24 protein-coding genes are annotated in these 25,934 nt (G+C 70.2%); 7 read left to right on the plus strand and 17 right to left on the minus strand.

What is annotated here, in order from left to right; all coding sequences use genetic code 11:
- Positions 1 to 14: 14 nt before the first annotated feature.
- On the minus strand, positions 15 to 965 hold the full coding sequence (locus tag BM109_RS03005; RefSeq protein ID WP_093340414.1) for a LysR substrate-binding domain-containing protein: 951 nt from the start codon (positions 963 to 965) through the stop codon (positions 15 to 17).
- 84 nt (positions 966 to 1,049) lie between these two features.
- Here BM109_RS03005 and BM109_RS03010 point away from each other — a divergent pair, with 84 nt between their 5' ends.
- On the plus strand, positions 1,050 to 2,369 hold the full coding sequence (locus BM109_RS03010) for an MFS transporter (protein WP_093340416.1): 1,320 nt from the start codon (positions 1,050 to 1,052) through the stop codon (positions 2,367 to 2,369).
- Here BM109_RS03010 and BM109_RS03015 read toward each other — a convergent pair.
- Together BM109_RS03015 and BM109_RS03020 are read right to left on the minus strand one after the other, a co-directional pair.
- Complete coding sequence (locus tag BM109_RS03015; RefSeq protein ID WP_093340417.1) at positions 2,324 to 3,394, minus strand: adenosine deaminase; 1,071 nt, start codon at positions 3,392 to 3,394, stop codon at positions 2,324 to 2,326. The genes BM109_RS03010 and BM109_RS03015 overlap by 46 nt on opposite strands.
- Before the next feature lie 95 nt (positions 3,395 to 3,489).
- Entirely contained in the window at positions 3,490 to 4,314 is an 825-nt protein-coding gene (locus BM109_RS03020) for an IclR family transcriptional regulator (RefSeq protein ID WP_093340419.1), read from the minus strand.
- Positions 4,315 to 4,491: 177 nt separating this feature from the next.
- Here BM109_RS03020 and BM109_RS03025 point away from each other — a divergent pair, with 177 nt between their 5' ends.
- The 6 genes from BM109_RS03025 to BM109_RS03050 all read left to right on the plus strand — a co-directional run bounded on the left by BM109_RS03025 (position 4,492) and on the right by BM109_RS03050 (position 8,825).
- On the plus strand, positions 4,492 to 5,271 hold the full coding sequence (locus BM109_RS03025) for an ABC transporter substrate-binding protein (protein WP_093340421.1): 780 nt from the start codon (positions 4,492 to 4,494) through the stop codon (positions 5,269 to 5,271).
- A 14-nt stretch (positions 5,272 to 5,285) separates the two neighbouring features.
- Complete coding sequence (gene ehuD, locus BM109_RS03030) at positions 5,286 to 5,954, plus strand: ectoine/hydroxyectoine ABC transporter permease subunit EhuD (protein ID WP_057591978.1); 669 nt, start codon at positions 5,286 to 5,288, stop codon at positions 5,952 to 5,954.
- On the plus strand, positions 5,951 to 6,697 hold the full coding sequence (locus BM109_RS03035) for an amino acid ABC transporter ATP-binding protein (RefSeq protein ID WP_093340422.1): 747 nt from the start codon (positions 5,951 to 5,953) through the stop codon (positions 6,695 to 6,697). Before ehuD ends, BM109_RS03035 begins: the two co-directional genes overlap by 4 nt.
- Positions 6,694 to 7,986, plus strand: coding sequence for an NAD(P)/FAD-dependent oxidoreductase (locus BM109_RS03040; protein ID WP_093340424.1), 1,293 nt, complete (start codon positions 6,694 to 6,696; stop codon positions 7,984 to 7,986). The genes BM109_RS03035 and BM109_RS03040 overlap by 4 nt, the downstream gene beginning before the upstream one ends.
- A 30-nt stretch (positions 7,987 to 8,016) precedes the next feature.
- Positions 8,017 to 8,355 carry a hypothetical protein gene (locus tag BM109_RS03045; protein ID WP_093340425.1) on the plus strand — a complete coding sequence of 113 codons (339 nt, stop codon included), beginning with the start codon at positions 8,017 to 8,019 and terminating at the stop codon, positions 8,353 to 8,355.
- Between the two features lie 65 nt (positions 8,356 to 8,420).
- Positions 8,421 to 8,825, plus strand: a complete 405-nt coding sequence (locus BM109_RS03050; protein WP_093340427.1) for a nuclear transport factor 2 family protein — start codon at positions 8,421 to 8,423, stop codon at positions 8,823 to 8,825.
- 4 nt (positions 8,826 to 8,829) lie between these two features.
- On the opposite strand, the gene BM109_RS03055 is transcribed toward BM109_RS03050, so the two are convergent.
- The 14 genes from BM109_RS03055 to xdhA all read right to left on the minus strand — a co-directional run bounded on the left by BM109_RS03055 (position 8,830) and on the right by xdhA (position 25,738).
- Positions 8,830 to 9,747: a protein NO VEIN domain-containing protein gene (locus BM109_RS03055; protein ID WP_093340429.1), complete on the minus strand. Its 918-nt coding sequence runs from the start codon at positions 9,745 to 9,747 to the stop codon at positions 8,830 to 8,832.
- Between the two features lie 86 nt (positions 9,748 to 9,833).
- A complete protein-coding gene (locus BM109_RS03060) occupies positions 9,834 to 11,024 on the minus strand; it encodes a glycoside hydrolase 100 family protein (RefSeq protein ID WP_093340431.1) in 1,191 nt (396 codons plus the stop codon).
- Positions 11,025 to 11,061: 37 nt separating this feature from the next.
- Positions 11,062 to 11,583 (minus strand): SMI1/KNR4 family protein, encoded by a 522-nt coding sequence (locus BM109_RS03065; RefSeq protein WP_093340433.1) that lies wholly within the window; start codon positions 11,581 to 11,583, stop codon positions 11,062 to 11,064.
- 47 nt (positions 11,584 to 11,630) lie between these two features.
- On the minus strand, positions 11,631 to 12,386 hold the full coding sequence (locus BM109_RS41145; RefSeq protein ID WP_093340435.1) for a hypothetical protein: 756 nt from the start codon (positions 12,384 to 12,386) through the stop codon (positions 11,631 to 11,633).
- Between the two features lie 114 nt (positions 12,387 to 12,500).
- On the minus strand, positions 12,501 to 13,250 hold the full coding sequence (locus BM109_RS03075; RefSeq protein ID WP_218159343.1) for a 2-phosphosulfolactate phosphatase: 750 nt from the start codon (positions 13,248 to 13,250) through the stop codon (positions 12,501 to 12,503).
- On the minus strand, positions 13,241 to 13,633 hold the full coding sequence (locus BM109_RS03080) for a hypothetical protein (protein ID WP_093340437.1): 393 nt from the start codon (positions 13,631 to 13,633) through the stop codon (positions 13,241 to 13,243). Before BM109_RS03080 ends, BM109_RS03075 begins: the two co-directional genes overlap by 10 nt.
- Positions 13,634 to 13,709: 76 nt before the next feature.
- Complete coding sequence (locus BM109_RS03085) at positions 13,710 to 14,882, minus strand: BMP family ABC transporter substrate-binding protein (RefSeq protein WP_057591996.1); 1,173 nt, start codon at positions 14,880 to 14,882, stop codon at positions 13,710 to 13,712.
- A 50-nt stretch (positions 14,883 to 14,932) separates the two neighbouring features.
- Positions 14,933 to 15,853, minus strand: coding sequence for an ABC transporter permease (locus BM109_RS03090; RefSeq protein WP_093340438.1), 921 nt, complete (start codon positions 15,851 to 15,853; stop codon positions 14,933 to 14,935).
- Between the two features lie 335 nt (positions 15,854 to 16,188).
- Positions 16,189 to 17,334: an ABC transporter permease gene (locus tag BM109_RS03095; protein ID WP_057591999.1), complete on the minus strand. Its 1,146-nt coding sequence runs from the start codon at positions 17,332 to 17,334 to the stop codon at positions 16,189 to 16,191.
- Complete coding sequence (locus tag BM109_RS03100; protein ID WP_093340440.1) at positions 17,327 to 18,868, minus strand: ABC transporter ATP-binding protein; 1,542 nt, start codon at positions 18,866 to 18,868, stop codon at positions 17,327 to 17,329. The genes BM109_RS03095 and BM109_RS03100 overlap by 8 nt, the downstream gene beginning before the upstream one ends.
- A gap of 148 nt (positions 18,869 to 19,016) precedes the next feature.
- The gene (locus tag BM109_RS03105; RefSeq protein ID WP_093340442.1) at positions 19,017 to 20,318 is read right to left on the minus strand and encodes an NCS2 family permease; all 1,302 of its coding nucleotides are present in this window, start codon (positions 20,316 to 20,318) and stop codon (positions 19,017 to 19,019) included.
- 141 nt (positions 20,319 to 20,459) lie between these two features.
- Positions 20,460 to 21,437 carry a LysR family transcriptional regulator gene (locus BM109_RS03110; RefSeq protein ID WP_057592004.1) on the minus strand — a complete coding sequence of 326 codons (978 nt, stop codon included), beginning with the start codon at positions 21,435 to 21,437 and terminating at the stop codon, positions 20,460 to 20,462.
- A gap of 193 nt (positions 21,438 to 21,630) precedes the next feature.
- Positions 21,631 to 24,081 (minus strand): xanthine dehydrogenase molybdopterin binding subunit, encoded by a 2,451-nt coding sequence (gene xdhB, locus BM109_RS03115; RefSeq protein ID WP_093340444.1) that lies wholly within the window; start codon positions 24,079 to 24,081, stop codon positions 21,631 to 21,633.
- Between the two features lie 4 nt (positions 24,082 to 24,085).
- On the minus strand, positions 24,086 to 25,738 hold the full coding sequence (gene xdhA / locus BM109_RS03120; protein WP_093340446.1) for a xanthine dehydrogenase small subunit: 1,653 nt from the start codon (positions 25,736 to 25,738) through the stop codon (positions 24,086 to 24,088).
- Between the last annotated feature and the right edge of the window lie 196 nt (positions 25,739 to 25,934).

Here is a 25,934-nt window from a genome sequence, read left to right on the forward strand (position 1 = left end):
GCCCGGCCCCGGGCTCAGTGCAGCACGCTCCCCTCGCCCTGCACATGCTCGCGCACCGCCTCCAGCAGCAAGGTGCCCAGCCGCGCGGCCGGCGCTTCCGCCTGCGCCTGCGCGCGGTAGAGCGACAGCGACATCTGCGGCAGCGCGGGCAGGCCGAGCAGCGTGCGGTCGATGGCCCGCACCTGGCGCGGCAGGCCGAAGGGCGTGCGCACCGAGAGGCCCAGGCCGGCCGAACTCGCGGCCCACAGCGCGGCCAGGCTGCTGCTCGCGAAGGCATGGCGCCAGGGCACGCCCGCGCGGTCGAGGGCGTCGGTGACGATGGCGCGCAGCGGACAGGGCGCGTCGAGCAGCACCAGCGGCAGCGGCTCCTGCGTCCTGCGCGCGCCCGCCGCGCCGCGCTCGCGCTCCTTCCACCACGGCGCATCGCACATCGCCGGATCGACCGGGCCGATCCACTGCAGCGGCAGCCGCGCCACGCGCTGCGCATGGGCGGAGATCGGCTGCTCGCCCGCGTCCCAGGCCAGCGCGAGGTCGAGCTTGCCGAGCTCGAGCCGCTCGCGCAGGTCGCCGCTGCGCGCCACGCAGGCCTCGATGCGCACCTTGGGATGGGCGCGCGCGAAGCGGCCCAGCACCGCGGGCAGCAGCGTCTCGCCGAAGTCCTCCTGCAGCCCGAGCCGCACCCAGCCCTCGAGGTCGACGCCGCGCATCGCGGCGCCCGCCTCCTCGTTGAGCGCCAGCAGCCGGTGCGCGTAGGCCAGCAGGGTCTCGCCCGCGTCGGTCAGCTCCAGGCCGCGGCCGGCCTTGCGGAACAGCACCGTGCCGGCCTGCGACTCGAGCTTCTTGAGCTGGGCGCTGACCGCCGAGGTCGAGCGGCCGAGCCGGTCGGCCGCGCGCGCATAGCTGCCGAGCGCCACGCCGGTCGAGAAGCTGCGCAGCACGTCGAGATCGAACATCACCTGGGACATCGCAACCATCCTGCTTTTTCGAACGATGCGACGATTATTTTCTGATTTTCAAAACCTTCGCAAGCGCGGAGACTGCGGCCGCATATGACCCATTCCGCCCCTTCCCCCACCCCGCTCCCGCCGCGCCACCGCTGGAAAGTGCTGAGCGCGGGTGTCGCGGCCAACGCCGCCTTCTCGGTCGCCTTCAGCGGCATCCCGATGACCGCCGTGCTGATGCGCTCGGGCTACCAGCTCGACAACGCCACGCTCGGCCTGGTGCTCGGCCTCATGGGCCTGGGCATCGCGGTCAGCGAACTGCCCTGGGGCCTGCTCACCGACCGCTGGGGCGACCGCCCGGTGCTGCTGTTGGGCCTGGGCGCCACCGCGCTGGCCCTGGCGGCGATGGCGCTGTGGGCCGCGCCCGCGGCCGGCCACATCCCGGGCCTGGGCCTGCTCGGCGGCGGGCTGCTGCTGGTCGGGCTGCTCGGCGGCAGCGTCAACGGCGCCAGCGGCCGCGCGGTGATGACCTGGTTCGCGGCCGGCGAGCGCGGCCTCGCGATGAGCATCCGCCAGACCGCCGTGCCGCTGGGCGGCGCGGTCGGCGCGCTGGTGCTGCCGTGGCTGGCGCTGCACCTCGGCTTCGCGGCGCTCTACGGCGTGCTCGCGCTGCTGTGCGCGCTCAGCGCCTGGATGGCCTGGGCCTGGGTGCACGAGCCGCCGCCCGAGCGCGCCGCACGGCCCTCGGCCGCGCCGGCCGCTTCAGGCACCGGCCCGCTGCGCGATGCGCGCGTGTGGCGCATCGTCGCGGGCATCGGCATCCTCTGCGCGCCGCAGTTCGCGGTGCTGTCCTTCGGCACGGTGTTCCTGCACGACTTTGGCCATGCGGGCCTGGCGACCATCACCGCCGCCATGGTCACGCTGCAGGCCGGCGCGATGGCGATGCGCGTGTGGAGCGGGCGCTGGACCGACCGGCGCGGCAACCGGCCGGCCTACCTGCGCGCCTGCGCCAGCCTCAGCGTGGCGCTGTTCGCGCTGCTCGCGCTGCTGGTGTTTTGCACCGGCGCGCAGGTCGCGGCCGAATCGCAGGCGCTGCGCATCGCGCTGGTCGTGCTGCTGGGCGTGAGCGGCATCTGCGTCTCGGCCTGGCACGGCGTGGCCTACACCGAGCTCGCCACGCTGGCCGGCGCCGCGCGCGCCGGCACGGCGCTGGGCATGGCGAACACCAGCGTGTTCCTGGTCTGCTTCGTCACGCCGTTCTCGATCCCGCACCTGATGGCGGCGCGGGGCTGGCCGCTGGTGTGGCTGGCGGCGGCGGGCTGCGCGCTGGTCGCGGTGCCGCTGCTGGCGCCGCGCGCGCCTTCGACCTCCGCCGGTGCCTGTCAGGCGCCGAAGTCGGCGAAGACGGCGTTGAGCCGCTCCACGTAGGCGCGCTTGGCGGCCTCGTCGATGAAGCTGCCCTCGAAGCTGTTGGCCGCGAGCTGCCAGGCGTGGCGCGCGCCCAGGCCGGTGGCCTCGAAGGTCTGCGTGAAGTTCTGGTTCATGTAGCCGCCGAAGTAGGCCGGGTCGTCGGAGTTCACCGTGGCGACCAGGCCCGCGTCGAGCAGGGTGCCGAGGTTGTGCTGCGCGAGGTCGGGGAACACGCACAGCTTGAGGTTCGACAGCGGGCACACGGTCAGCGGGATGCGGTCCTGCGCCAGCCGCTGCATCAGCGCCGGGTCCTTCGCGCTCTGCACGCCATGGTCGACGCGCTCCACCTTCAGCACGTCGAGCGCGCTCCACACGTATTCGGGCGGGCCCTCCTCGCCCGCATGGGCCACGAGGTGCAGGCCCAACTCGCGGCAGCGTGCGAATACGCGCGCGAACTTCTCGGGCGGATGGCCGACCTCGCTCGAGTCGAGCCCCACGCCGATGAACTTGTCGCGATGGGGCAGCGCCTGCTCCAGGGTCTCGAAGGCCTCCTCCTCGCTCAGGTGGCGCAGGAAGCACAGGATCAGCGAGGCGCTCACGCCCAGCTTGGCCTTCGCCTCGACGCAGGCGCGGTGCAGGCCGTCGACCACGGTCTGCATCGCCACGCCGCGCGCGGTGTGGGTCTGCGGGTCGAAGAACATCTCGGTGTGGACCACGTGGTCGGCCGCGGCGCGCTCGAGGTAGGCCCACGCCATGTCGTAGAAGTCCTGCTCCTTGAGCAGCACGCTCGCGCCCGCGTAGTAGATGTCGAGGAAGCTCTGCAGGTTGGTGAAGGCGTAGGCCTGGCGCAGCTCCTCGACGCTGGCGTAGGGAATGGCCACGCCGTTGCGCTGCGCGAGCGCGAAGATCAGCTCGGGCTCGAGCGAGCCCTCGATGTGCATGTGCAGCTCGGCCTTGGGCATGGCGCGCAGCAGCTCGGGCAGGCGCTCGGCGGGAATGGCGTCGAAACGCAGGTGGTCGGCGGCGGGACGGAAGTCGGTCATGGTGGGGTCTGGCGCATGGGGGGCGCCGTGGGGCGTTGCGTTCGCGCGAGCATAAAGGCTGCCCGCGGCCGCGCAATGCGCGAAACCGTATGGCCTCAATCGAGGCTGCGCGCCGAGCTCGTGAGCGAGCGCGCGCACAAGAGCAAGGTCGGCGCCAGCTTGCGCACCGCCTCCTCCAGCGTCCAGCGGCTGGTGGGCGCGACCACGTGCACCGAGGCCACGGGCCGGCCCTGGCTGCCGAGCACCGGCGCGGCGATGGTCATGTCGCCGAGGAACAGCTCCTCGGCATTGGTCGCGAAGCCCTGCAGCCGCGCCTGGCGCAAGGTGGCCAGGATCGCCTCGACCTCGGTCAGCGTGTGGGTGGTGTGGGCCACCCGGTCCGAGGCCTCGATCAGCGCGCGCGCCTCGTCCTCGGGCAGCGCGCTCAGGAAGGCGCGGCCCGAGGCGGTGCAGTACATCGGGATGCGGCTGCCGATCGGCATGTGCACCGGCACGAACTGCGCGCTCACGAAGCGCGCCACGTAGACCATGTCCAGCCCGTCGGGCTCGGTGAGGCAGGAGGTCTCGGTCGTCACCTTGGTGAGCTCCGACAGGTAGGGATTGGCCACGTCGATCAGCGCATTGGCCGCGAGGTAGTTGAAGCCGATCTCCATCACGCGCGGCGTGAGCTGGTAGCGCCGCGTCTTCGGATGCTTGCGCAGGTAGCCGAGCTTCTCGAGCGTGAAGACCATGCGCTGGGCCGAGCTCTTGGTGATGTCGGTGGCCGCGGCCACGTCGGCCAGCGTCATGGTGCGCCGGCGCGCGCTGAAGGCGCGCAGCACGGCCAGGCCCTTCTCGAGCGATTGGTTGAAGAGAAGGCTCTGGCTGTCCTCGGGCGCCGCGTCGTCGGCGGTCCCGGTGGGGGCGGTCGTGGGGTCCATGGGGTCGAAGTATAGCCAGCGCCCGATGAAATATCGAATATCGATACGATCAATTCGACTAGTGGTTTTCATTTATTGATTAAAGAGTCGATCGAATCGATTATTGGCATGCATGTTGCGTCGACCCTGCTTCCTTCGTTTCCTTCCTTTCTCTCTCTTGTCCTGAGGAGTGCTTCCATGAATCGCATCGTTCGCCACCTCCGCCCGCTGCGCCGCCTCGCGCTCGGCCTCTGCATCGCCGGCGCGGCCTCGCTCGCGGCGGCCCAGGGCGCGGCCCCGGCCAGCTTCAACGTGGGCGCCACCGCCACCGGCGTGCCCTTCACCTTCCTCGACGTGAAGAGCAACAGCATCCAGGGAATGATGGTCGACACCGTCACCGCGGTCGGCAAGGCCGGCGGCTTCACGGTCAACGTGCAGCAGACCGTGTTCTCGGCGCTGATCCCCTCGCTCACGGCGCGCAAGATCGACATCGTCTCGGCCGCCATGCTCAAGACGCCCGCGCGCCAGGAAGTGGTCGACTTCAGCGACCCGGTCTATTCGTACGGCGAGGGCCTGATCGTCAAGGCCGACGACACCCGCGCCTACGCCACGCTCGACGAGCTCAAGGGCGAGGTGGTGGGCGCGCAGGTCGGCACCGTGTTCCTCGACATGCTCAACAAGAAGGGCATCTTCAAGGAGGTGCGCAGCTACGACTCGGTGGCCGACATGACGCGCGACCTCTCGCTCGGCCGCATCAAGGCCGGCCTCGGCGACCAGCCCATCATGGCCTACCAGATCCGGCAGAACACCTTCCCGGGCGTGAAGCTGGTCGACAGCTACAAGCCGGTGAACGTGGGCGACGTCTGCCTGGTGGTGCGCAAGGGCGACACCGAGACGCTGGCGCGGCTGAACAAGGCCATCGCCGCGATCAAGGCCGACGGCACGCTGGCGAAGATCGTCCAGAAATGGGGCATCTGAGCGCGCGCTGAGCCATGGCCTCCTCGTTTCTCCAACACGCGCAGGACTTCCTGCCGATCCTGCTGCAGGGCGCGGTGGTCACGGTGCAGGTCACCGTGCTGTCGTTCCTGCTGAGCAGCGTGCTCGGCCTCGCGCTGGCGCTGATGAAGCTGTCGCCGGTGCGCGCCGTCTCGTGGACCGGCGCGGTGATCGTCAACGTGATCCGCGGGCTGCCGATCATCGTGCAGCTGTTCTACATCTACTTCGTGCTGCCCGAGTTCGGCGTTCAGCTCACGGCCTTCCAGGCCGGCGTGATCGGCCTGGGCATCGCCTACTCGGCCTACCAGGCCGAGAACTTCCGCGCCGGCATCGAGGCCGTCGACCCGGGCCAGCGCGAGGCCGCGCAGGCCATGGGCATGCGCTCGGCGCTGATCATGCGGCGCGTGATCCTGCCGCAGGCCTTCCGCATCGCGCTGCCGCCCTACGGCAACACGCTGGTGATGATGCTCAAGGACTCCTCGCTGGTCTCGACCATCACGGTGGCCGAGATGACGCGCGCGGGCCAGCTGATCGCCTCCTCCACCTTCCAGAACATGACGGTCTACACGCTGGTCGCGCTGCTCTACCTCTTGATGAGCCTGCCGCTGGTCTGGGGCCTGCGCCGGCTCGAGGCGCGCTTCGGCGCCGGAAGGAGAAAGCCATGATCCACGTCGAAGGCCTCGAGAAGCGCTTCGGCGCGCACCGCGTGCTGCAGGGCGTGAGCCTGCGCGTGGACAAGGGCGAGGTGGTGTGCCTGATCGGCCCCTCGGGTTCGGGCAAGTCGACGGTGCTGCGCTGCATCAACGGCCTCGAGTCGTACGAGGGCGGCGAGGTGCGCGCCTTCGGCGAGCGCGTGGACCGCAACGCGCCCGCCATCCACCGGCTGCGCAGCCGCATGGGCATGGTGTTCCAGCGCTTCAACCTGTTCCCGCACCGCACCGTGATCGAGAACGTGATGGAGGGCCCGGTGCACGTGCTGCGCCAGAACCCGGCGCAGGCGCGCGAGGAAGCGCTCGCGCTGCTCGCCAAGGTCGGGCTGGCCGAGAAGGCGCAGGCCTGGCCGGCGCAGCTCTCGGGCGGCCAGCAGCAGCGCGTGGCGATCGCGCGCGCGCTCGCGATGAAGCCCGAGGCCATGCTGTTCGACGAACCCACCTCGGCGCTCGACCCCGAGCTCGTGGGCGACGTGCTCGGCGTGATGCGCGCGCTGGCCGACGAGGGCATGACCATGATCGTGGTCACGCACGAGATGGGCTTCGCGCGCGAGGTGGCCGACCGCGTGTGCTTCCTGCACAGCGGCAGCATCGTCGAGGAGGGCCCGGCCGCGCAGGTGCTGGGGGCGCCGCGCCAGGCGCGCACGCAGGACTTCCTGCGCCGCGTGCTGCATCCGTCGGCGGAGGTGCGCGCGTGAGCATCGCCACATCGCCATCGACGCTGCCTCCTTCGCTGTGGGCCGCCACCGCGCCAGCGGCACCGCCGACGCCAGCGCTGGCGGGTTCGCGGCGCGCCGACGTGCTGATCGTCGGCGCCGGCTTCACGGGCCTGTCGGCCGCGCTGCACCTGGCCGAGGCCGGCACCAAGGTCTGCGTGCTCGAGGCGCACGAGCCGGGCTGGGGCGCCTCGGGGCGCAACGGCGGCCAGGTCAATCCCACGCTCAAGCAGGACCCCGACGAACTGGTGCGGACCTACGGCGCCGCGCGCGCCGAGCCGCTGATCGACGCGGTCTCGCGCTCGGCCGACCTGGTGTTCGAGCTGATCGAGCGCCACGGCATCGACTGCCAGCCGGTGCGCAAGGGCTGGTTGCAGGTGGCCTATTCGCCCCAGCACATCGCCGCCATGCATGCGCGCGCCGAGCAATGGGCGCGGCGCGGCGTCGCCACGCAGATGCTCGACCGCGCCGACGTGGCGGCGCGCCTGGGCACCGAGGCCTTCGCGGGCGGCTGGCTCGACGGCCGCGCCGGCGGCATCCAGCCGCTGGCCTACACGCGCGGGCTGGTGCGCGCCGCGCAGGCGGCGGGCGCATCGGTGCACGGCGGCAGCGCGGTCACCGCGCTCGAGCGCCGCGGTACGCAGTGGCACGCGGCCACGGCCAGCGGCGCGAGCGTGGTCGCCGACCAGGTGCTGATCGCGACCAACGGCTACACCGGCGGCCTGTGGCCCGGCCTCTCGCGCACGGTGCTCGCGGCCAACAGCTTCATCGTCGCGACCGCGCCGCTGCAGGGCGCGGCGGCACACGCCATCCTGCCGGGCGGCGAGACCGCCTCGACCTCGCAGCGCCTGTTGCTGTACTTCCGCAAGGACGCGCAGGGCCGGCTGCTGATGGGCGGGCGCGGCCACTTCGCCGACCCGGCGGGGCCGGCCGATTTCGCGCACCTCGAGCGCTCGCTCGAACTGCTGTTTCCGCAGCTCGGGCCGCTCGAGTACGAGTACCGCTGGGCCGGCCGCATCGCCGTCACGCGCGACTTCATGCCGCATGTGCACACGCCCGCGCCGGGCCTCACGATCGCGCTGGGCTACAACGGGCGCGGCATCGCGCTGGCCACCAGCATGGGCCGGCACGTGGCGGCGCGGCTGTTGCAGCCGGGAGCGGATTTCCCGTACCCGGTGACACCGCTCCAGCCGATCCCGCTGCATGGCTTGCAGCGCTTCTACATCGCGGCGGGCGTGGCCTGGTACAGCCTGCTCGATCGATTCTCCTGAGCCGGCGCCCCGCTTGATAAGCTGGGCCGCATGCACACCCTGATCGGCATCGCGGCGTATCTCCTGATCGGCATTGCCGTGGCGCCGTTGCTGCTGCTCGGGCTCTATGTGCTGGCCGACAGGCTCGGACTGAAGGTGGCCGACCGCATGCTGTCGCTGACGGCGCGGCTGCTCCAGTGGCAGTGGCTCAGTGGCGGCGTGGTGAACATCGTCGGTGGCCTGTTCATCGCCGCGCTCGGGGTCTGGGGCGCGCTGTCCCTGGCGCCGCCGCTGCATCGGCTGGCCAGCGCGCTGCTGGTGCCCTTCGGGCTCTGGCGGGCCTTCAGGGGCGTGGCCGTGCTCAAGGCGCTTTCGCGCATCGACGAATAGCACGCCCAGGGCCGCCAGCCGATACCATGGCGTGCTCCATCCACCCACAGCATCGGACACACGACATGTCGATCGACACCCTTTCCACCTGGCACCAGCTCGTGAAGACGCGCGACGCGGCGGGGCTCGACGTGCTGCTCGACGAGAGCGCCGTCTTCCATTCGCCGGTGGTGCACAAGCCGCAGGTCGGCAAGGAGATCACGCGCCGCTACCTGGCGGCGGCCTTCGAGGTCTTCTTCAACCCGAGCTTCCGCTACGTGCGCGAAGTGAAGGCCGAGCACGACGCGGTGCTCGAGTTCGAGGTGGAGCTCGACGGCATCGTGGTCAACGGCGTCGACATGATCCGCTGGAACGACGCGGGCAAGATCACCGAGTTCAAGGTGATGCTGCGCCCGCTCAAGGCCGTGAACCTGATCCACCAGAAGATGGCGGCGCAGCTGCAGGCCGCGCAGCAGCAGCCTCAGGCCTGACGGATCAGAGCGGCTCGAAGCCCGGCGCCTGCGTCATCTCGGTGGGCTTGTAGATCTTGTGCGCGGCCGTGGGGGTCGCCACGTCGGACACCACCAGCAGGCGCCACAGCGGCTCGCCGACCGAGCTCAGCTGCTCCTCGCGCGTGAGGCGGAAGGTCGGGAAGCCCGAGGCCGTGCCCTTGACCGTGACCTTGAGCAGGGTCGCGCCCTTCGAATTCGACACCACGATGTCGTAGCCGGTCTTCTGGCTGCGCACATCCTCGGCGTTGTAGCCGTAGCCCTTGAAGTGGCGCATCACGTAGTCCATGGCGGCCTCCTGCACGGCCTCGGCCGAGCCCAGCTTCGCCGCGCCATCGGCACCGGCCACGGCCTCGTCGGGCACGTTGCCCTTGGCGCGGGCGGCCTGGATCGCGGCCTCGTCGGGGGCCCAGTCGCGCGGGCCGCGCACCAGCACCGCGAACTTGCGCTCGGGTTCCCAGCTCGCGACATGCCATTCGGCGTCGTCGCGCACGCGTGTCGAGACCTTGGCGCTGCGGTTGGTCTCGATCTCGCCGATGGCGATGCGGTTGGTCTGCACCACGGCGCGGAAATTCTGGCCGGCGTCGAAGGTGCGCTTGAGCAGCGCGAGGCGGTCGGCGGCGCGCTGCGACTGGAACGCGGAGCGCGGGCCGCCGCCGGGGCGGAACTGCACGTCGAGCGACTCGAGGCAGAACCAGCGCCCGCCCTCGCCGAGGTTCACGTACTCGCCCCAGATGGTGGCGATCACGTTGTCGCCGGTGGCGAGCCAGGCGTGGTCCGAGGCCTTCTCGCGCGCGTCGAACACACCCATCTTGGCGACGATGTCGACCGGCGTGAGCCGGGGGCCGGAGAGGCGCATCTCATCGATGACGGCGAGTACTTTGGGGTCGACTTCCTTGTCCATGCGGGGGTCTTGTGCGAGAGGCAGATTGGAGATTGCGAGGGGTGGCGAGTATGCCGCAACCGGAAACCGGCCGCCCTCGCGCGCGCTCACCAGGCCGTGGCGTCGCCCTCGAGCGCGCGCCGCGCCAGCAGGAAGGTGGCGGCATTCCAGCTCTGGCCCGCCATGCCCATCGGCGCCAGCGTGCGGCCATGGAACCACTCGGTGAAGCGCCAGCCGTCGAGCTCGTTGGCGCGCGCCAGCTTCGCGAGCTCGGCCCAACCCTCGGCCGCGAGCCCCAGCCTGGCGAGCGCCATGGCCCAGAAGCCGCCCACGAAGGGCCAGATGCCGCCGTTGTGGTACTGGTGCACCAGGTTCTGCCGGTGCCGGCCCATGTAGGCGCGCCACAGCTCGTGCTGCGGCGACAGCGGATGCAACACCACGCGCACCGGGTAGGGATCGCTCGCGCGCGCGCCCTCGATGGTGTTGACGATGCTGTGCGCCATCGCCTTGTCGGCCAGCCCGGCCTGGATCGCCAGCACGTTGCCGAACACGTCGCCCTCGTCGCCCACCACCGCGAGGTTGACGAAGCTCAGGTACAGCCCCGGATCGCGCCGGCCGCGGCGCGCATAGTGCTGCAGCAGCCGCGCGCGGTGGTATTCGGGCAGGTCGCGCTGGAACGGGTTGAACAGGTGGTTGAAGTGGTGCCGGGTCTCGTCGGCCTGCGCGATCCCGAAGCGGCGCTTGACGTCGAACCACAGCGCGTTGGTGTAGAGCACGTAGCCCGAGCGCGGCATGATGTCGGCCCAGTCGCTGGCCTCGTTCTGCTGCAGCAGCCGGAAGTGCTGGTGCTCCTGCGCCAGCAGCCAGCCGATCGCGCGCTGCACGCCATCGACCCAGTGCGTGGCGCCCACCTTGCCGTGGCGGCGCACGTGGTCCACCGCGATCAGCCACCACAGCGTGGCGTCGATGCAGCCCAGGTACCAGAAGTCGGCGTCCTGGCCCTCGGGGTCGACGTACTTAGGGATCTGCCCGTTGGCCGCCTGCTGCGCCGCGAGCGCGTCGAGGCTCGCGACCGCGCCCTGCTCGAGCGCCGGCACGCCGCTGCCGCACATCGCCATCACGCAGATCGCCGCGTCGCGCCCGAAGATGCGCGTGTAGCGCCGCGCCACCGCGGCCTCGGTGCGGCTCGCGGCCAGGATGCCGTGCGGCGTGAGGTTGGCTTCGAGCAGCGCGAGCGAGGCCTGGCTGCAGGCATCGACGAGCGCGAGCGAGGGGGCGTCGAGGGAATCGTGGGTCATGGGCGTCGGCGCGGTGCGCGAATCGATGAATCCTCGCTCATTCCTCGTCTTCGTCGGCGAATTCCTCGTAGCGCAGGAAGGCCTCCATGAACTCGGCGAACGAGCGCGCGAGCACGCGCACCGAGGCCGGCGACGCGGCATGCGCGTAGTAGACGACCGGGTACTCGCCATCGACCAGCCCCCGGCTCACGTCGAACAGCACCTGGTCGCCGTCGGCCTCCATGAAGAACTCCGCGAAGCACAGCATGCCGTTCGACGGCGGCGGCCAGCTGCCGCCGCGGCGCTTGACCACGGCGCGCTGCGCCTCGCCGAGCCGATCGAGCGGTTCGAACTCGTGGAAGAACGGATGCTGGTCGCCGAACTGAACGACACCGCCCATCAGCATGAAGCCGCGGCTGCAGCGCAGCAGTTGCTTGTAGGACTCCGGCAGCGGCACGCCCAGCGATTGCTCGAGCGCCGCGATCTCGGCCTCGGAGGCCGGCGGCTGCACGTCCTCGAGATCGAAGTCCGGTGCGAGGCGGGAGAACTGGGGGAAGTGGGCTGCGCTGCGTTCGAGCATGGGAATGACTGTGGACGTGGGAAGTGTCTGTTCGATGGCGATGCGCTTCAGGGATCGGTCTCGCGCGGCAGGCCTAGCGATGGCGGCAGCGCTTCGGCCTCGGACGCACCATGGTGCTGAAGGCCCACGCCGGCTCCGAGGCCCGCGCCCATGCCGGCGCCCATGCCACCGCCGCCCATGCCGCCGCCTCCGCCCTTGCCACCGGCACCACCGCCGGCATTGCCGCCGCCACCGCCCGCGCGCTCGCCGCGCGTGGCCGTGCCCTTGAGCCGCAGCGGCCCCTGCTTCGGGATGCCGAGCGTCGGCGGCACCGGATCGAGGTCGAGCACCGCGCGGATGAAGGTGCGCAGCGAGACCACGAGCTCGGCCGTCTCCACGCTGCGGCCCGCGACCATGTCGGCGGCGGCCTTCGCGGCCAGCCGCACCTGCTCCTCGGTGCCGAGCAGGATCACGTCGGACAGCGCGGTCTCGACCGCATCGCGGATGCGGCGGCGCCGGTCCGAGGCGGGCAGTCCGGCGTCGGCGCCGCCTTCGGCCTCGGCCTGCAGGCCACGCGTGCGCAGCTCGCGCAGATGGCTGGGGTCGACCGCGAGCTCGCCGGTGAACGAGCCGCCGAGCACCTTGTAGGCCGCGATCAGGGTCTTGAGCCGCTCGTTGATCTGCCGGTTCTGCCGCTCGCGCCGCTGCTGCACGCTGAGCATCACGACGATGCGGATGCCGACCGCGACCAGCGACACGAGCACCAGGCCGAGCAGGGTCGAGAGCAGGCCTTGCCAGGATGTGAAGTCGATCGAGTTGCGCATCGGTGAGCCCAGGGAGGCGACAGGGAACGGCCGGCGCTCGCGACGCCGGCCCTGTGCCGAGTATCCCCGGGAGGCCGGAACGAAGCTGTAGGCCCAGGACGCAGGCGCGGCCGCTCAGCCCTGTGGCTGCGGCTCGGCGACGAAGCGATCGCCTTCGAGCCGGCAGGCGATGCGGCTCGCGTCCTCCTGCAGGCACAGCGCGACGTCGTCGGCGAAGCCGCGTTCGCGCAGCTCCACGGCCGAGCCGCATTCGGCCAGCACGCGCGTCCGCTGCGCGCCGAGCCCCTCGTAGGCCAGCGCGGCGGCGCGCGCCTCGGGCGAGGCGTCCGCGCGCCCCAACGCCAAGACGATGCCGCCGGCCGCGACGTGGTCCTCGAGGCTGGGGCGCAAACCCGCGTCGCCGGGCCAGCGTTCGCCGCAGGGCACCACGAGCACGCGCGCATGCGGCGCGCAGGCGGCCGCGGTCGCGCGCAGGTTGCGCAGGCCGGCGCAGTAGACGGCCTTGCCCAGGGCCTTCGCACGGTAGGCGCAGGCGGACCCGTTGGGCGACGGCAGCACGAGGCGCAGCCCCTGATGCGCCGCCAGCATCGACTGCGGCGACAGCGACCAGCCCTGCGCGAAGCGCTGCCTGCCGCTGGCCACCTCGGCGCCGCGCGCCTCGGCGTAGCGCTGCGCGCTCTCGTCCTTCCAGGGATAGGGATGGACGATGGCGCCCTGGTCCACGGCGATGCTGACGCAGGTGGAGAAGGACATGACGTCGACGACGACGATGCAGTCCGCGTCGGGCCCGAGCCGCTCGATGGCCGCCAGGCCCCATTCGAGGCGCACCGAGAAGCCGTGCTGCGCGAACGGGCTCAGGGACACACCAGCTCCGTCTTCGCCACCGCGCACAGCCGCGCCTTCTCGGCCTCGGTCAGCGCCGGCCCCTTGACCATTCCGTCGAGCATCAGCACCGCGGGATAGAGCCGCCGGTCGCGCGGGTTCTTGCGGTAGGCCTGCATCACGCGCTGCTGGCTCTCGTCCTTGCAGACCTTGGTCATCTCCCGCTTCACCTCGCGGTCGCGCGCCGAGCCGTCGCCGCCGAATTCACCGGCGAAGTGGAAGCACATCGCGGCATCCTCGACGGCCTGGCGCAGCGGCTGCTCGTCCTTCGAGAAACGTGGCGGCGTCTCGCCGGCCGCGGCGGCGGGCAGCGAGACCAGCGCCGCGAGGACGGCGGCAACGAAGGGGCGAAGACTGCGCGGCATCGAACGGATCCTCCATGAAAAAAGGCCGCCCCGAAGGCGGCCTTGCCTGCATCGCGACGCGAAGCAGCCTGCTTGTTTACTTCTTGTCGCCGCCCGGCACCTTGCCTTCGACGCCCTTGACGTAGAAGTTGATGCCGGTCAGGAACTTGTCGTCGGCGACCGCGTCCTTGGCGACCACTTCCTTGCCGTCCTGGCCGAGGATCGGGCCCTTCCAGATCGAGAAGCTGCCGTCCTTCAGGCCCTTCTTGACTTCGTCGACCTTGGCCTTGGCTTCGGCCGGCACGTCCTCGGCGATCGACACGAGGTCGATGGCGCCTTCCTTGACGCCCCACCAGGCCTGGCCGGTGGCCCACTTGCCGTCGAGCGCGTCCTGCGTGGCCTTGATGTAGTACGGCGCCCAGTTGATGGTGGCCGAGCCCAGGTGGGCCTTGGGACCGTAGGCGGTCATGTCGGAGTCCCAGCCGAAGGCGCGCTTGCCCTTTTCCTGCGCGGTCTTGAGCACGGCCGGCGAGTCGGTGTTCTGGAACAGGATGTCGGCGCCGCCGTTGATCAGGGCGGTGGCGGCCTCGGTTTCCTTCGGCGGGCTGAACCACTCGTTGACCCACACGACCTTGGTCGTGATCTTCGGGTTGACCGACTGGGCGCCGAGCGTGAAGCTGTTGATGTTGCGCAGCACCTCGGGGATCGGCACCGAGCCGACGACGCCGAGCGTGTTCGACTTGGTCATGGCGCCCGCGATGATGCCGGCCATGTACGCGCCTTCGTAGGTGCGGCTGTCGTAGGTGCGCATGTTCTCGGCGGTCTTGTAGCCGGTGGCATGCTCGAACTTGACGTCCTTGCTGTCGTTGGCGACCTTGAGCATGGGCTCCATGTAGCCGAAGGTGGTGCCGAAGATCAGCTTGTTGCCCTGGCCGACCATGTCGCGGAACACGCGCTCGGCGTCGGCGCCCTCGGGCACGCTTTCCACGAAGGTGGTCTTGATCTTGTCGCCGAATTCCTTCTCGAGCGCCTTGCGGCCGTTGTCGTGCGCGAAGGTCCAGCCGCCGTCGCCCACGGGTCCGATGTATGCGAATGCGATGTTGAGTGGCGCTGCCGGGGCCGGCGCGGCGGCGGCGGGTGCCGGAGCCGGTGCGGGCGCGGCGGCCGGTGCTGCCGCTTCTTCTTTCTTGCCGCAGCCGATCAAGGCTGCCGAAGCGACCGCCGTGAGGGCGGCGAGCTTGAGCAGGGAGCGCTTGTTCAGATCATTCATTGTCGGAAATCCTCAAAAAGGACGGGTTGGCGGAAAAACGAAAACCGCGATTATGAGCCGGGGTAGAACGGTTTCCCGATCGAAGCCGGCATGTTGACGCGAATGAATGCGGGGTTGCGCGAGATCAGGGCCAGCACCACGATGGGCGCGATGTACTGCAACATGCTGAGGAACTGCGAGGGCACATCGACGCCGCTGCTCTGCAGGTGGAAGCCCAGCATCGAGACGCCGCCGAACAGGTAGGCGCCCAGCAGCACGCGCATCGGCCGCCAGGTGGCGAAGGTGGTGAGCGCCAGCGCGATCCAGCCGCGGCCCGCGACCATGCCCTCGACCCACAGCGGGGTGTAGACGGTCGAGAGGTACGCGCCCGAGAGGCCGCACAGCGCCCCGCCCGCGATCACGGCCAAGAGGCGGATGCGCCGCACCGGATAGCCCAGCGCATGCGCCGATTCGGGCGACTCGCCGACCGAGCGCAGCACGAGGCCGGCGCGCGTGCGGTAGAGAAACCAGATCAGGCCTACCGTCAGCAACACGGCGACGTAGACCATCGGGTGATGGCGGAACAGCGCGGGGCCGAGCAGCGGAATGTCGGCCAGCACGGGAATCGCATAGCTCGCGCTCTCGGGCAGCTTGGCCTGCACGAAGTTGATGCCGGCGAAGGCCGAGAAGCCGACACCGAACAGGCTCAGCGCGAGGCCGGTGGCGTACTGGTTGGTGTTGAGCCAGATGACGAGCACGCCGAAGAAGGCGGCCAGCAAGGCCCCGGCGGCCATGCCGGCGAGCAGGCCGAGCCAGGGGTTGTGGGTGGTCACCACGGTCGCGAAACCGGCGATGGCGGCGCACAGCATCATGCCCTCGGCACCGAGGTTGACGATGCCGGCTTTCTCGTTGATGAGAAGGCCGAGCGCGGCGATGGCGAGGACGGTGCCGGCGCTCAGGGTGGAGCCGAGCAGGAGTGCGTAGCTGTCCATTTTTTAGTGGCTCTCGTTGCTTGGGTTGCTCGGGGTGCAGAGGGGACGGTCGGGGCGCGTGCACAGGACAGCGGGTACTTCCCTCCGCGAATGTCCCCCGCCCTTCGGGCTCCTCCTTGATTTCGCTGCGGGAAGCACCCACTGCCCTGTGCACGTGGGCGCAGTCGTTGTGCAGCCGGTTCTACGGCCGCGTCCAGGCTCACGTCGATGGGGTACTCCCCGCAGCGAAATCAAGGAGGAGGCCGCAGGCCGGGGGACATTCGCGGAGGGGAGTACCCCGTCGGCGTGAGCCCACCCCGATCGGTCGATCTGCACAAACAATGAACAGGACGTCATCACAGCGCCCCCTCGGTCGTACGCGCAACAGGCGCAGTCAAAGGCGTACTCGCCTGCAAAGAACTCGTCGTGAGAACGGCAGCCTTCGCAGCGGCCTTGCGACGAACCCGATAGGCAATCAAGGTATCGCAAGCCAGCAGCGTGAACAGCAGCAGCCCCTGGAACACCCCCGTCAGCGACTTCGGCAGCCCGAGCCGCGACTGCGCGAGCTCGCCGCCGATGTAGAACATGCTCATCAGGATCGCCGAGAACACCATCCCCACCGGATGCAGGCGGCCGACGAAGGCCACGATGATGGCCGCGAAGCCGTAGCCGGCCGGCACGTAGGGCGTGAGCTGGCCGAGCGGGCCGGCCACCTCGAGCGCACCGGCCAGGCCGGCCGCGCCGCCCGAGGTCAGCAGCGCGATCCACACCGCGCGACGTGCCGAGAAGCCCGCATAGCGCGCCGCCGCGGGCGCGAGGCCGCCGACCTGCTGCGCGAAGCCCGCGCGCGTGCGGAACAGGAACACCCACAGCGCCCCCACCCCCACCAGCGCGATGATCACCCCGATCGTCACGCGCGAGCCCTTGAACAGGCGCGGGATCTGCGTCACCGCCTCGAAGGTCTTCGACTGCGGGAAGTTGTAGCCGTTGGGGTCCTTCCAGGGGCCGAACACCATGTAGCTCAACAGCAGCGTCGCCACGTACACCAGCATCAGGCTCACCAGGATCTCGTTCGCGTTGAAGCGGTCGCGCAGCCAGGCCACGATGCCGGCCCAGACCATGCCGCCCAGCGTGCCCGCCACCAGGATCGCCAGCACGATCCAGCCGCCGGTGGTCTTGTCGGCCATCAGCGCCACGCCGCCCGCGGCGATCGCGCCGAACACGAACTGGCCTTCGGCGCCGATGTTCCACACGTTGGAGCGGAAGCACACCGCCAGGCCCAGCGCGATGATCAGAAGCGGCGTGGCCTTCACCGTCAGCTCGCCCAGCGCATAGCCGTTCTTGATCGGCTCGTAGAAGAACACCAGCAGCCCCTTGACCGGGTCCTTGCCGAGCGCGGCGAACAGCGCCACGCCGATCAGCACCGTGATCAGCAGCGCCAGGATCGGCGAGGCGAAGGTCCAGAAGCGCGAGAGCTCCGGACGGGGTTCGAGCTTAAGCATGGGCCGCCTCCTGATTCTTGTGGCTCTTGCCGGGTTGGCCCGGCCACAGCCCGCTCATCCATTCGCCGATCTGCGCCAGCGTGGCGGCCGCGCGGTCGATCGAGGGCGACAGCCGCCCCTTGGCGATCACGTGCAACCGGTCGCTGATGCTGAAGAGCTCGTCGAGCTCCTCGCTGATCACCAGCACCGCGCAGCCCGCGTCGCGCAGCGCGAGGATCTCGGCATGGATCAGCGCGGCCGCGCCCACGTCCACGCCCCAGGTCGGCTGCGAGACGATGAACAGCTTCGGGTTGGCGTCGATCTCGCGGCCGACGATGAACTTCTGCAGGTTGCCGCCCGACAGCGAGCGCGCCGCCGCCTTCGGGCCGCCGGCCTTGACCTTGAAGCGCTCGATGATGGACTTTGCCTGGCGCTCGAGCGCGCCGGTGCGGATCCAGCCGCCGCGGCCCACTGCGTCGCCGCGCGTCAGCAGCAGGTTGTGCGCGAGCCCCAGCGTGGGCACCGCGCCGCGGCCCAGCCGTTCCTCGGGCACGAAGTGCAGGCCCAGCGCACGGCGCGCGCGCGGGCGCAGCCGGCCGGCCGGCTGGTCGAACACCCGCACCATCGCCGCCTCGGCGCGCACGTCCTCACCCGACAGCGTGTAGAGCAGTTCCTTCTGGCCATTGCCCGACACGCCCGCAATGCCCACCACCTCGCCCGCGCGCACCTCGAAGGACACGCCCTCGAGGTCCACGCCGAACTGGTCCTCGCGCGCCAGCGTCAGGCCCTGCACGCGCAGCGCCACCGCGCCCGCATGCACCGGCCGGTGCTCGAGCGGCGGCGGCTCGCTGCCGATCATCAGCCGCGACAGCGACTCGTTGCTCTCGTTCTTCGGGTTGCACACCCCCGTGACCTTGCCGCCGCGCAGCACCGTGCAGGCGGTGCACAGCTCGCGGATCTCGTGCAGCTTGTGGCTGATGTAGAGGATGCTGCAGCCCTCGGAGGCCAGCTTGTTGAGCACGCCGAACAGCTTGATCACCGCCTGCGGCGTGAGCACCGAGGTCGGCTCGTCGAGGATCAGCAGCTTGGGGTCGGTCAGCAGCGCGCGGATGATCTCCACGCGCTGCATCTCGCCCACCGACAGCGTGTGGACCGGCCGCGCGGGATCGATGTCGAGGCCGTATTCGCTCGCCTTGGCCGTGATGCTGCGCGCCACGTCGGCCAGCGCCAGCGACTTGTCGAGGCCGAGCCAGACGTTCTCGGCCACCGTGAGGGTGTCGAACAGGCTGAAGTGCTGGAACACCATGCTGATGCCCAGCGCGCGCGCCTGCTGCGGGTTGCGCAGGTTCACCGGCTGGCCGTCGAAGGCGACGCTGCCCTCGTCGGGCTTGACCGAGCCGTAGATGATCTTCATCAGCGTCGACTTGCCGGCGCCGTTCTCGCCGAGCACGGCGTGGATCTCGCCCGGTTGCACCGCCAGCGAGATGTCGCTGTTGGCGACCACCGCCGGGTAGCGCTTGGTGATGTGCGCGAGCTGGAGTCTGGGTGTTGTCATGCCGGTTCCGTGGGTTGTCTCGTTCGGTACAGGAATGGGCCTCGTCTCGCGGGTTCCGATGTACGTCGATAGCTATAAGTTTAATAGCGTGCCCACGGAATCCGGGCGATGGAAGACCCCGACTCCGGGGCTTCGACTGATTTCGGGTTCAGTGGCCCGTCACGTAGACGAACTTGAACAGGAAGATGGCGGCGATGACCCACACCATGGCATGCACTTCCCGTGCCCGGCCGGTGAACAGCTTGAGCACGGCGTAGGTGATGAAGCCGAAGGCCAGGCCGTTGGCGATCGAGTAGGTGAAGGGCATGGCCAGCGCGGTCACGGCCGCGGGGATGACCTCGGTGGTGTCCTCCCAGTCGAGCTCGACCAGGTCGCGCAGCATCAGGCAGCCCACGAACAGCAGCGCCGGCGCGGTGGCATAGGCCGGCACCGAGCCCGCGAGCGGCGAGATCATCAGGCAGGCCAGGAACAGCACCGCCACCACCACGGCCGTGAGGCCGGTGCGCCCGCCGGCCTGCACGCCGGCCGCGCTCTCCACGTAGGCCGTGGTGCTCGAGGTGCCGAGCAGCGAGCCCGCGAAGATCGCGCCGCTGTCGGCCAAGAGCGCCTTGTTCATGCGCTCCATCTTGCCGGGCACCAGCAGGCCGGCGCGCTTGGCCACGCCCATCAGCGTACCGGTGGCGTCGAACATCTCGACCAGGAAGAACACCAGCACCACGTTGAGGATGCCGCCCTTGAGCGCGCTCAGGATGTCGAGCTGCATGAAGGTGGGCGCGATCGACGGCGGCGGCGCGAACACGCCGTGGAACTTGTTGCCGCCGAAGAAGAAGGACAGCACCGTGACCGTGACGATGCCGATCAGGATCGCGCCGCGCACCTTGAGCTTGTCGAGCACCACGATGATCAAAAATCCCAGCGTGGCCAGCACCACCGGCGCCGAGTGCAGGTCGCCCAGCGTCACGAAGGTGGCCGGGGAGGCCGCGACCACGCCCGCGCTCTTGAGCGCGATCAGCGCGAGGAACATGCCGATGCCCACCGTGATCGCCGTTCGCAGCGACTGCGGTATGCCCTGGATGAACAGCTCGCGCAGCCCGGTGACCGTGACGATCAGGAACAGGCAGCCCGAGATGAAGACCGCGCCCAGCGCGGTCTGCCACGTGTAGCCCATGCCGAGCACCACCACGTAGGCGAAGTAGGCGTTCAGGCCCATGCCCGGCGCCATGGCGATCGGGTAGTTGGCGTACAGGCCCATGATCAGCGTGCCCAGCGCCGCGATCAGGCAGGTGGCGACGAAGACCGCGCCCTTGGGCATGCCCGCGTCGCCGAGGATCGATGGGTTGACGAAGATGATGTAGGCCATCGTCAGGAAGGTGGTGAGCCCCGCGATGACCTCGGTGCGCACGGTGGTGTTGTGTTCGTTGAGCTTGAACACCTTGTCGATCCAGTTCATGGGTTTCTTGTCTCCGGGATGTGTTGTCTCGTGTCGCGTCGTGCGGCGTTGTTCTGAAGAAAAAGCGGGCCGAGCCCGTCCCTGGCGCGAGCTCGGTCGCGCCTCGAGGTCCTTGGGGTTCTGGTGGGGGAGCCGGCGCCGTCAGGCGCCCAGGGGCGGCGGATCGCGCGCATCGCGCGCGGGCGGGGTGGGCGGACGCAGCGAGGCCGCCACGTCCTTGATGCATTCGCGCAGCCAGCGCGCCGAGCTCGACGAGTGGGTGCGCTCGTGCCAGAGCTGGTAGTACATGAGCCGCGGCAGCGCCACCGGGCAGTCGAGGATCTTCAGCGGCAGCCGCGCGGCGAAGCGCTCGCAGTACTGGCGGCCGGTGGTCAGCACCAGCAGGCTCGAGGCCACCATGTCGGGGATCAGCCCGAAGTGCGCGCAGCGCGCCGTGATGTTGCGCTGGCGCCCGAGCTCGTCGAGCATCTGGTCGATGATGCCGCGCCCGCCCGGGTGCATGGGCGTGGGCGCGATGTGCTCGGCCTGCAGCCAGGTCTCCAGGTCCCAGCCGCGGCGCACCGCCGGATGGTCCTGGTTCACCAGCGACACCACCTCGTCACCGAACAGGCGTGCCATGTGCAGGTCCTCCGGTGGCTTGAGCCAGTTGCCGATCACCACGTCGACCTGCCCCAGCGACAGGTGGCCGTGGTAGTCGGAGTCGGGCGACAGCGGATGGATCTCGATGTGGCACAGCGGCGCCTCGCGCTTGACCTGCGCCACCAGCATGGGCAGGAAGATCGGGTCCATGTAGTCGCTGGCCGCGATGCGGAAGGTGGTGCTGGCCGATTGCGGGTCGAAGCCGCGCGCATCGGAGAACAGCATCTCGGCCGCGCGCAGGATGCTCGCGGCCGGCTCGATCATGCGCAGCCCGGCATCGGTGGGCACCATGCCCGAGCCCGAGCGCACCAGCAGCGGATCGCCCGAGAGCTCGCGCAGCCGCTTGAGCGCGGCCGACACCGCCGGCTGGTACATCCCGAGCCGGATCGCGGCGCGCGAGACGCTGCGATCGGTCAGCACGGTGTGCAGCACCCGGATCAGGTGAAGGTCGATCTTGTCGAAAAGCGCCTGGTCTCTCATGGCCGCCCGCAAGGAAGTGGTCGATGCGGACCGTTATACCGCCGGACCTCGCGATCGGACAGCCGGACGTGCAGGGCGCGAAGCTTGCGCAGAAATCGCAAAAGGAAGACATGACGATGTTCCCCGGGTTCCTTGCTGCGGCTTCCGCGTGTTCTTCGCGTCTTCTGCGTTCGGCTGTCCGCTTTGGCGGCGCTCATCCCACCTGCACGGCCGTCACGGCGCGCAGGATCGATTCGCTCGTGGCGGGCGCGCGTAGCGGCGGGTCGACGCGGTGGCCGCCCGCGGCCGACACGGCGTCGCGGATCGCGAAGAAGACCGAGAACGGCAGCAGCAGCGGCGGCTCGCCCACGGCCTTGCTGCGGTGGATCGAGTCCTCGAAGTTCTGGCCCTCGAACAGCCGCACGTTGAACACCGGCGGGCAGTCGTTGGCGGTCGGTATCTTGTAGGTGCTGGGCGCGTGGGTCGTGAGCTTGCCGCTCTGCGGATGCCACACCAGCTCCTCGGTCGTGAGCCAGCCCATGCCCTGGATGAAGGCGCCCTCGACCTGGCCGATGTCGACCGCCGGGTTCAGCGACTTGCCCGCGTCGTGCAGGATGTCGGCGCGCAGCAGCTTCCATTCGCCGGTCAGCGTGTCGACGATCACCTCGCTGACCGCCGCGCCGTAGGCGTAGTAGTAGAACGGGCGGCCCTGCATCTTGTCCTTGTCCCAGCTCAGGCCGGGCGTGGCGTAGAAGCCGTCGGACCACAGCTGCTTGCGGTCGAGATAGGCCTCGCCCACGACGGTGCTGAAGGCCAGCGTGCGGCCGTTGACCTCGACCTTGTCGTTGGCGAAGCGCACCGCGCCGGGCTCGCCGCCATGGCGCTCGGCCGCGCTCTGGGCCAGCCGCTCGCGGATCTGGCGCGCGGCGTCCTGCGCGGCCTTGCCGTTGAGGTCGGCGCCGGTCGAGGCCGCCGTGGCCGAGGTGTTCGCGACCTTGGTCGTGTCGGTGGCCGTGACGCGCACGCGCTCGAAGCTCACGCCGAGCTCGTGCGCCACCACCTGCGCCACCTTGGTGTTCAGGCCCTGGCCCATCTCGGTGCCGCCGTGGTTCACCAGGATCGAGCCGTCGGTGTAGACGTGCACCAGCGCGCCGGCCTGGTTGAAGTGCTTGACGTTGAACGAGATGCCGAACTTCAGCGGCGCCAGCGCCAGCCCGCGCTTGAGCACCGGGCTCGCGGCGTTGAAGCCGGCGATCTCCTCGCGCCGCGCGCGGTAGTCGCTCGTGGCCTCGAGCTCGGCCACCAGCTCGTGCACGATGTTGTCGGTCACGGTCTGGCGGTAGGGCGTCACGTTGTTCTCGCCCTTGCCGTAGAAGTTGACGCGCCGCACGTCGAGCGGATCGCGGCCCAGCGCGCGCGCCACCGAGTCCATGATGTTCTCGATCGCGATCGCGCCCTGCGGGCCGCCGAAACCGCGGAAGGCCGTGTTGCTCTGCGTGTTGGTCTTGCCCGAGTAGCCGTGCATGCTGACGTTGGGCAGCCAGTAGGCGTTGTCGAAGTGGCACAGCGCGCGCGTCATCACCGGGCCCGACAGGTCGGCCGAGTGGCCGGCGCGCGAGACCATGGTGATCTCGGCGCCGAGGATGCGGCCCTCGTCGTCGTAGCCCACCTCGTACTCGTACCAGAAGCAGTGGCGCCGGCCCGTGACCATGAAGTCGTCGTCGCGGTCCAGCCGTAGCTTGACCGGGCGGCGCAGCTTGCTCGCGGCCACCGCGGCCACGCAGGCGAACAGCGCCGACTGCGATTCCTTGCCGCCGAAGCCTCCGCCCATGCGCCGGCACTCCACATGCACCTCGTTCGACTGCAGGTGCATCGCGTGCGCGACCAGGTGCTGCATCTCGCTCGGATGCTGGGTCGAGCAGTGGATGTGCAGCGCCCCGCCCTCCTTCGGAATGGCGTAGCTGATCTGGCCCTCGAGGTAGAACTGCTCCTGCCCACCGACGTCGAGCGTGGCCTTGTGGCGATGCGGCGCGGCCGCGATGGCGGCGCGCACCGCGGCCTCGTCGCCGCCGTTGGCGGCACCGCCGCTGCGCACGATGTGCATCGGCGGCACCACGTACTGGCCGCGCGCATGCGCGTCCTGCGGCGTCAGCACCGGCGGCTGCGCCTCGATGGTCAGCGCGTCCTTGGCGCGCGCGGCGGCGCGGCGCGCGGCGTCGCGGGTGCGCGCGATCACGGCGAACACCGGCTGGCCCAGGTAGCGGATCTCGCCGCCGTCCTTCACCGACAGCAGGATCGGGTCGTCGTGGATGATCGAGCCGCAGTCGTTGGTGCCCGGGATGTCGTCGGCCGTGAGCACCGACACCACGCCCGGCATGGCACGAATGGCGTCGAGCGACAGCGCCGTGACGCGCCCGTTGGCCGCGGGCGACAGGCCCAGCGCGCAATGCAGGGTGCCGGCGATCTCGGGAATGTCGTCGATGTAGGTGGCCTCGCCGGCCACGTGCAGGTGCGCCGATTCGTGCGGGCGGCTGATGCCCACGCGCGCGCCCTGGTCGTGGGCGAGCGCCTCGGCGCCCTGGTCGATGCGGGCGGCGGTGTTCTTCAGGTAGTCGGCAAAGGCTTCTGCGGGTTGCAGCAGGCGGGCATCGAGGGGCTTGTTCATGGTCTCAGACTCCTTGCGCGGCCGGCTTGGCGATGGCGGCGTGCGGCATCACGCTCCAGACGCTGGTGGCGCTGCCGGGCAGCGCATCCTCGGCCCGGGTCTCGAGCCACAGGCGCTGGATCAGGTTCTGCGCCACCTGCATCCGGTAGTCGGCCGAGGCGCGCATGTCGGACAGCGGCTTGAAGTCCTGCGCCAGCGCCAGCTTGGCGGCGTTCACGCTGGACTGGGTCCAGGGCTTGCCGACCAGCGCGGCCTCGGCCTGCGCCGCGCGCTTCACGGTGGCGGCCATGCCGCCGAAGGCCAGGCGCACGGCCTTCACCTTGTTGCCGCCGGGCTCGAGCTCGAGCGCGAAGCCCGCGCACAGCGCCGAGATGTCGCAGTCGAAGCGCTTGCTGATCTTGTAGGCGCGCACCTGGCGGCGCATCGCGGCCAGCGGCAGCCACAGGCCCTGCACGAATTCGCCGCTCTGCAGCTGGTTCTTCATGTAGTCGACGTAGAAGTCGGGCAGCGGCAAGCGGCGCACCTCGGCACCGCGGCGCAGCTCGATCTCGGCGTCGAGCGACATCAGCACCGGCGGCGAGTCGCCGATCGGCGAGCCGTTGGCCACGTTGCCGCCCATGGTGCCCGCATGGCGGATCGGCGGCGAGGCGAAGCGCAGCCACACGTCGGACAGGCTGGGCACGCGCTCGACCAGCGCCGCGAAGGCGGATTCGAGCGAGGCGCCGGCGCCGATGTAGAGGTGGTCGCCGCGGACCTCGACGGTCTTGAGCTCGGGCACGTCGCCCAGGTAGATGATGTCGCCGAGGTCGCGGAACTGCTTGTTGACCCACAGGCCCACGTCGGTCGAGCCCGACAGCAGTTGCGCGCGCGGTTTCTGCTCGCGCAGCGCGGCCAGCTGCTCGAGCGAGCGCGGCGCATGGAAGCGGTCGATGCGCGCGCCCAGCGGGGCCGCGTACTCGAAGCCCGCGGCGCCGGCGGGCGGGTTCAGCGCGGTGAGCGCGGCCACCACCGCGCGGCTGTCCAGCCGCACCGGCGGCAGGTCGAACATGCGCTGGCCCGCGTCGAGGATCGGGCGGTAGCCGGTGCAGCGGCACAGGTTGCCCGAGAGGTCATCGGCCAGCTGCTGGCGCGAGGGCTGCGTGCCGCGCGCCTGGTGATGCTCGTAGGCCGACCACAGCGACATCACGAAGCCCGGCGTGCAGAAGCCGCATTGCGAGCCGTGGCAGTCGACCAGCGCCTGCTGCACCGGGTGCAGGCAGTGCACGGGGTGCGGGCGCTTGTCGCCCTCTTGAAGCGCGGGGGCCGGGGTTGCCTGCGCAGCCTGGGACGACAGGCACTGGTCCTTGAGGTCCTCGACCGTGAACAGCGCCTTGCCATTGAGCGTGGGCAGGAACTGGATGCAGGCATTGACCGTCTGCAGCCGCAGGCCGCCGACCGCGTCGGGCGCGCCGGCCTCGGCCAGTTCACCGATCACCACGGTGCACGCACCGCAGTCGCCCTCGTTGCAACCCTCCTTGGTGCCGGTGCAGCGCGCGTCCTCGCGCAGCCAGTCGAGCACCGAGCGGGTCGGGTGGACGCCACTGACGTCGACGACCTGTCCGCGATGGAAGAATCGGATGGGCTGGCTGGGGCTGTGGCTGCTGCTCTCGGTACTCATGCTGTCGTGCTCGTGGGGTGGCGCGTGGTGGCCAGGCCTGGACGTTAGCGGCTTGCGCCGCCGCACGCATACCGTGGTGCCCATATTGCGTATGCAGGGCCCGGTATGCGACGTACGGGGAAACCCTGGATTCCGGGGCAATTCTCGTGCCATGGCGGCGCGGGCGCCATGGCCGCGCCGAAAAAACGGGCCTGGC

The sequence above is a fragment of the Variovorax sp. PDC80 genome, assembly GCF_900115375.1.
Lineage (GTDB): Bacteria > Pseudomonadota > Gammaproteobacteria > Burkholderiales > Burkholderiaceae_C > Variovorax.

Bases quoted from the DNA above. Each gene is read 5' to 3' on its own strand.
- BM109_RS03095 (WP_057591999.1), bottom strand. From the start codon at position 17,334: ATGCTTAAGCTCGAACCCCGTCCGGAGCTCTCGCGCTTCTGGACCTTC.
- xdhA (WP_093340446.1), bottom strand. From the start codon at position 25,738: ATGAGTACCGAGAGCAGCAGCCACAGCCCCAGCCAGCCCATCCGATTC.
- BM109_RS03090 (WP_093340438.1), bottom strand. From the start codon at position 15,853: ATGGACAGCTACGCACTCCTGCTCGGCTCCACCCTGAGCGCCGGCACC.
- BM109_RS03015 (WP_093340417.1), bottom strand. From the start codon at position 3,394: ATGACCGACTTCCGTCCCGCCGCCGACCACCTGCGTTTCGACGCCATT.
- xdhB (WP_093340444.1), bottom strand. From the start codon at position 24,081: ATGAACAAGCCCCTCGATGCCCGCCTGCTGCAACCCGCAGAAGCCTTT.
- BM109_RS03055 (WP_093340429.1), bottom strand. From the start codon at position 9,747: ATGGACAAGGAAGTCGACCCCAAAGTACTCGCCGTCATCGATGAGATG.
- BM109_RS03060 (WP_093340431.1), bottom strand. From the start codon at position 11,024: ATGACCCACGATTCCCTCGACGCCCCCTCGCTCGCGCTCGTCGATGCC.
- BM109_RS03050 (WP_093340427.1), top strand. From the start codon at position 8,421: ATGTCGATCGACACCCTTTCCACCTGGCACCAGCTCGTGAAGACGCGC.
- BM109_RS03020 (WP_093340419.1), bottom strand. From the start codon at position 4,314: ATGGACCCCACGACCGCCCCCACCGGGACCGCCGACGACGCGGCGCCC.
- BM109_RS41145 (WP_093340435.1), bottom strand. From the start codon at position 12,386: ATGCGCAACTCGATCGACTTCACATCCTGGCAAGGCCTGCTCTCGACC.
- BM109_RS03025 (WP_093340421.1), top strand. From the start codon at position 4,492: ATGAATCGCATCGTTCGCCACCTCCGCCCGCTGCGCCGCCTCGCGCTC.
- BM109_RS03010 (WP_093340416.1), top strand. From the start codon at position 1,050: ATGACCCATTCCGCCCCTTCCCCCACCCCGCTCCCGCCGCGCCACCGC.
- BM109_RS03105 (WP_093340442.1), bottom strand. From the start codon at position 20,318: ATGAACTGGATCGACAAGGTGTTCAAGCTCAACGAACACAACACCACC.
- BM109_RS03035 (WP_093340422.1), top strand. From the start codon at position 5,951: ATGATCCACGTCGAAGGCCTCGAGAAGCGCTTCGGCGCGCACCGCGTG.
- BM109_RS03065 (WP_093340433.1), bottom strand. From the start codon at position 11,583: ATGCTCGAACGCAGCGCAGCCCACTTCCCCCAGTTCTCCCGCCTCGCA.
- BM109_RS03110 (WP_057592004.1), bottom strand. From the start codon at position 21,437: ATGAGAGACCAGGCGCTTTTCGACAAGATCGACCTTCACCTGATCCGG.
- BM109_RS03045 (WP_093340425.1), top strand. From the start codon at position 8,017: ATGCACACCCTGATCGGCATCGCGGCGTATCTCCTGATCGGCATTGCC.
- BM109_RS03085 (WP_057591996.1), bottom strand. From the start codon at position 14,882: ATGAATGATCTGAACAAGCGCTCCCTGCTCAAGCTCGCCGCCCTCACG.
- BM109_RS03005 (WP_093340414.1), bottom strand. From the start codon at position 965: ATGTCCCAGGTGATGTTCGATCTCGACGTGCTGCGCAGCTTCTCGACC.
- BM109_RS03100 (WP_093340440.1), bottom strand. From the start codon at position 18,868: ATGACAACACCCAGACTCCAGCTCGCGCACATCACCAAGCGCTACCCG.
- ehuD (WP_057591978.1), top strand. From the start codon at position 5,286: ATGGCCTCCTCGTTTCTCCAACACGCGCAGGACTTCCTGCCGATCCTG.
- BM109_RS03080 (WP_093340437.1), bottom strand. From the start codon at position 13,633: ATGCCGCGCAGTCTTCGCCCCTTCGTTGCCGCCGTCCTCGCGGCGCTG.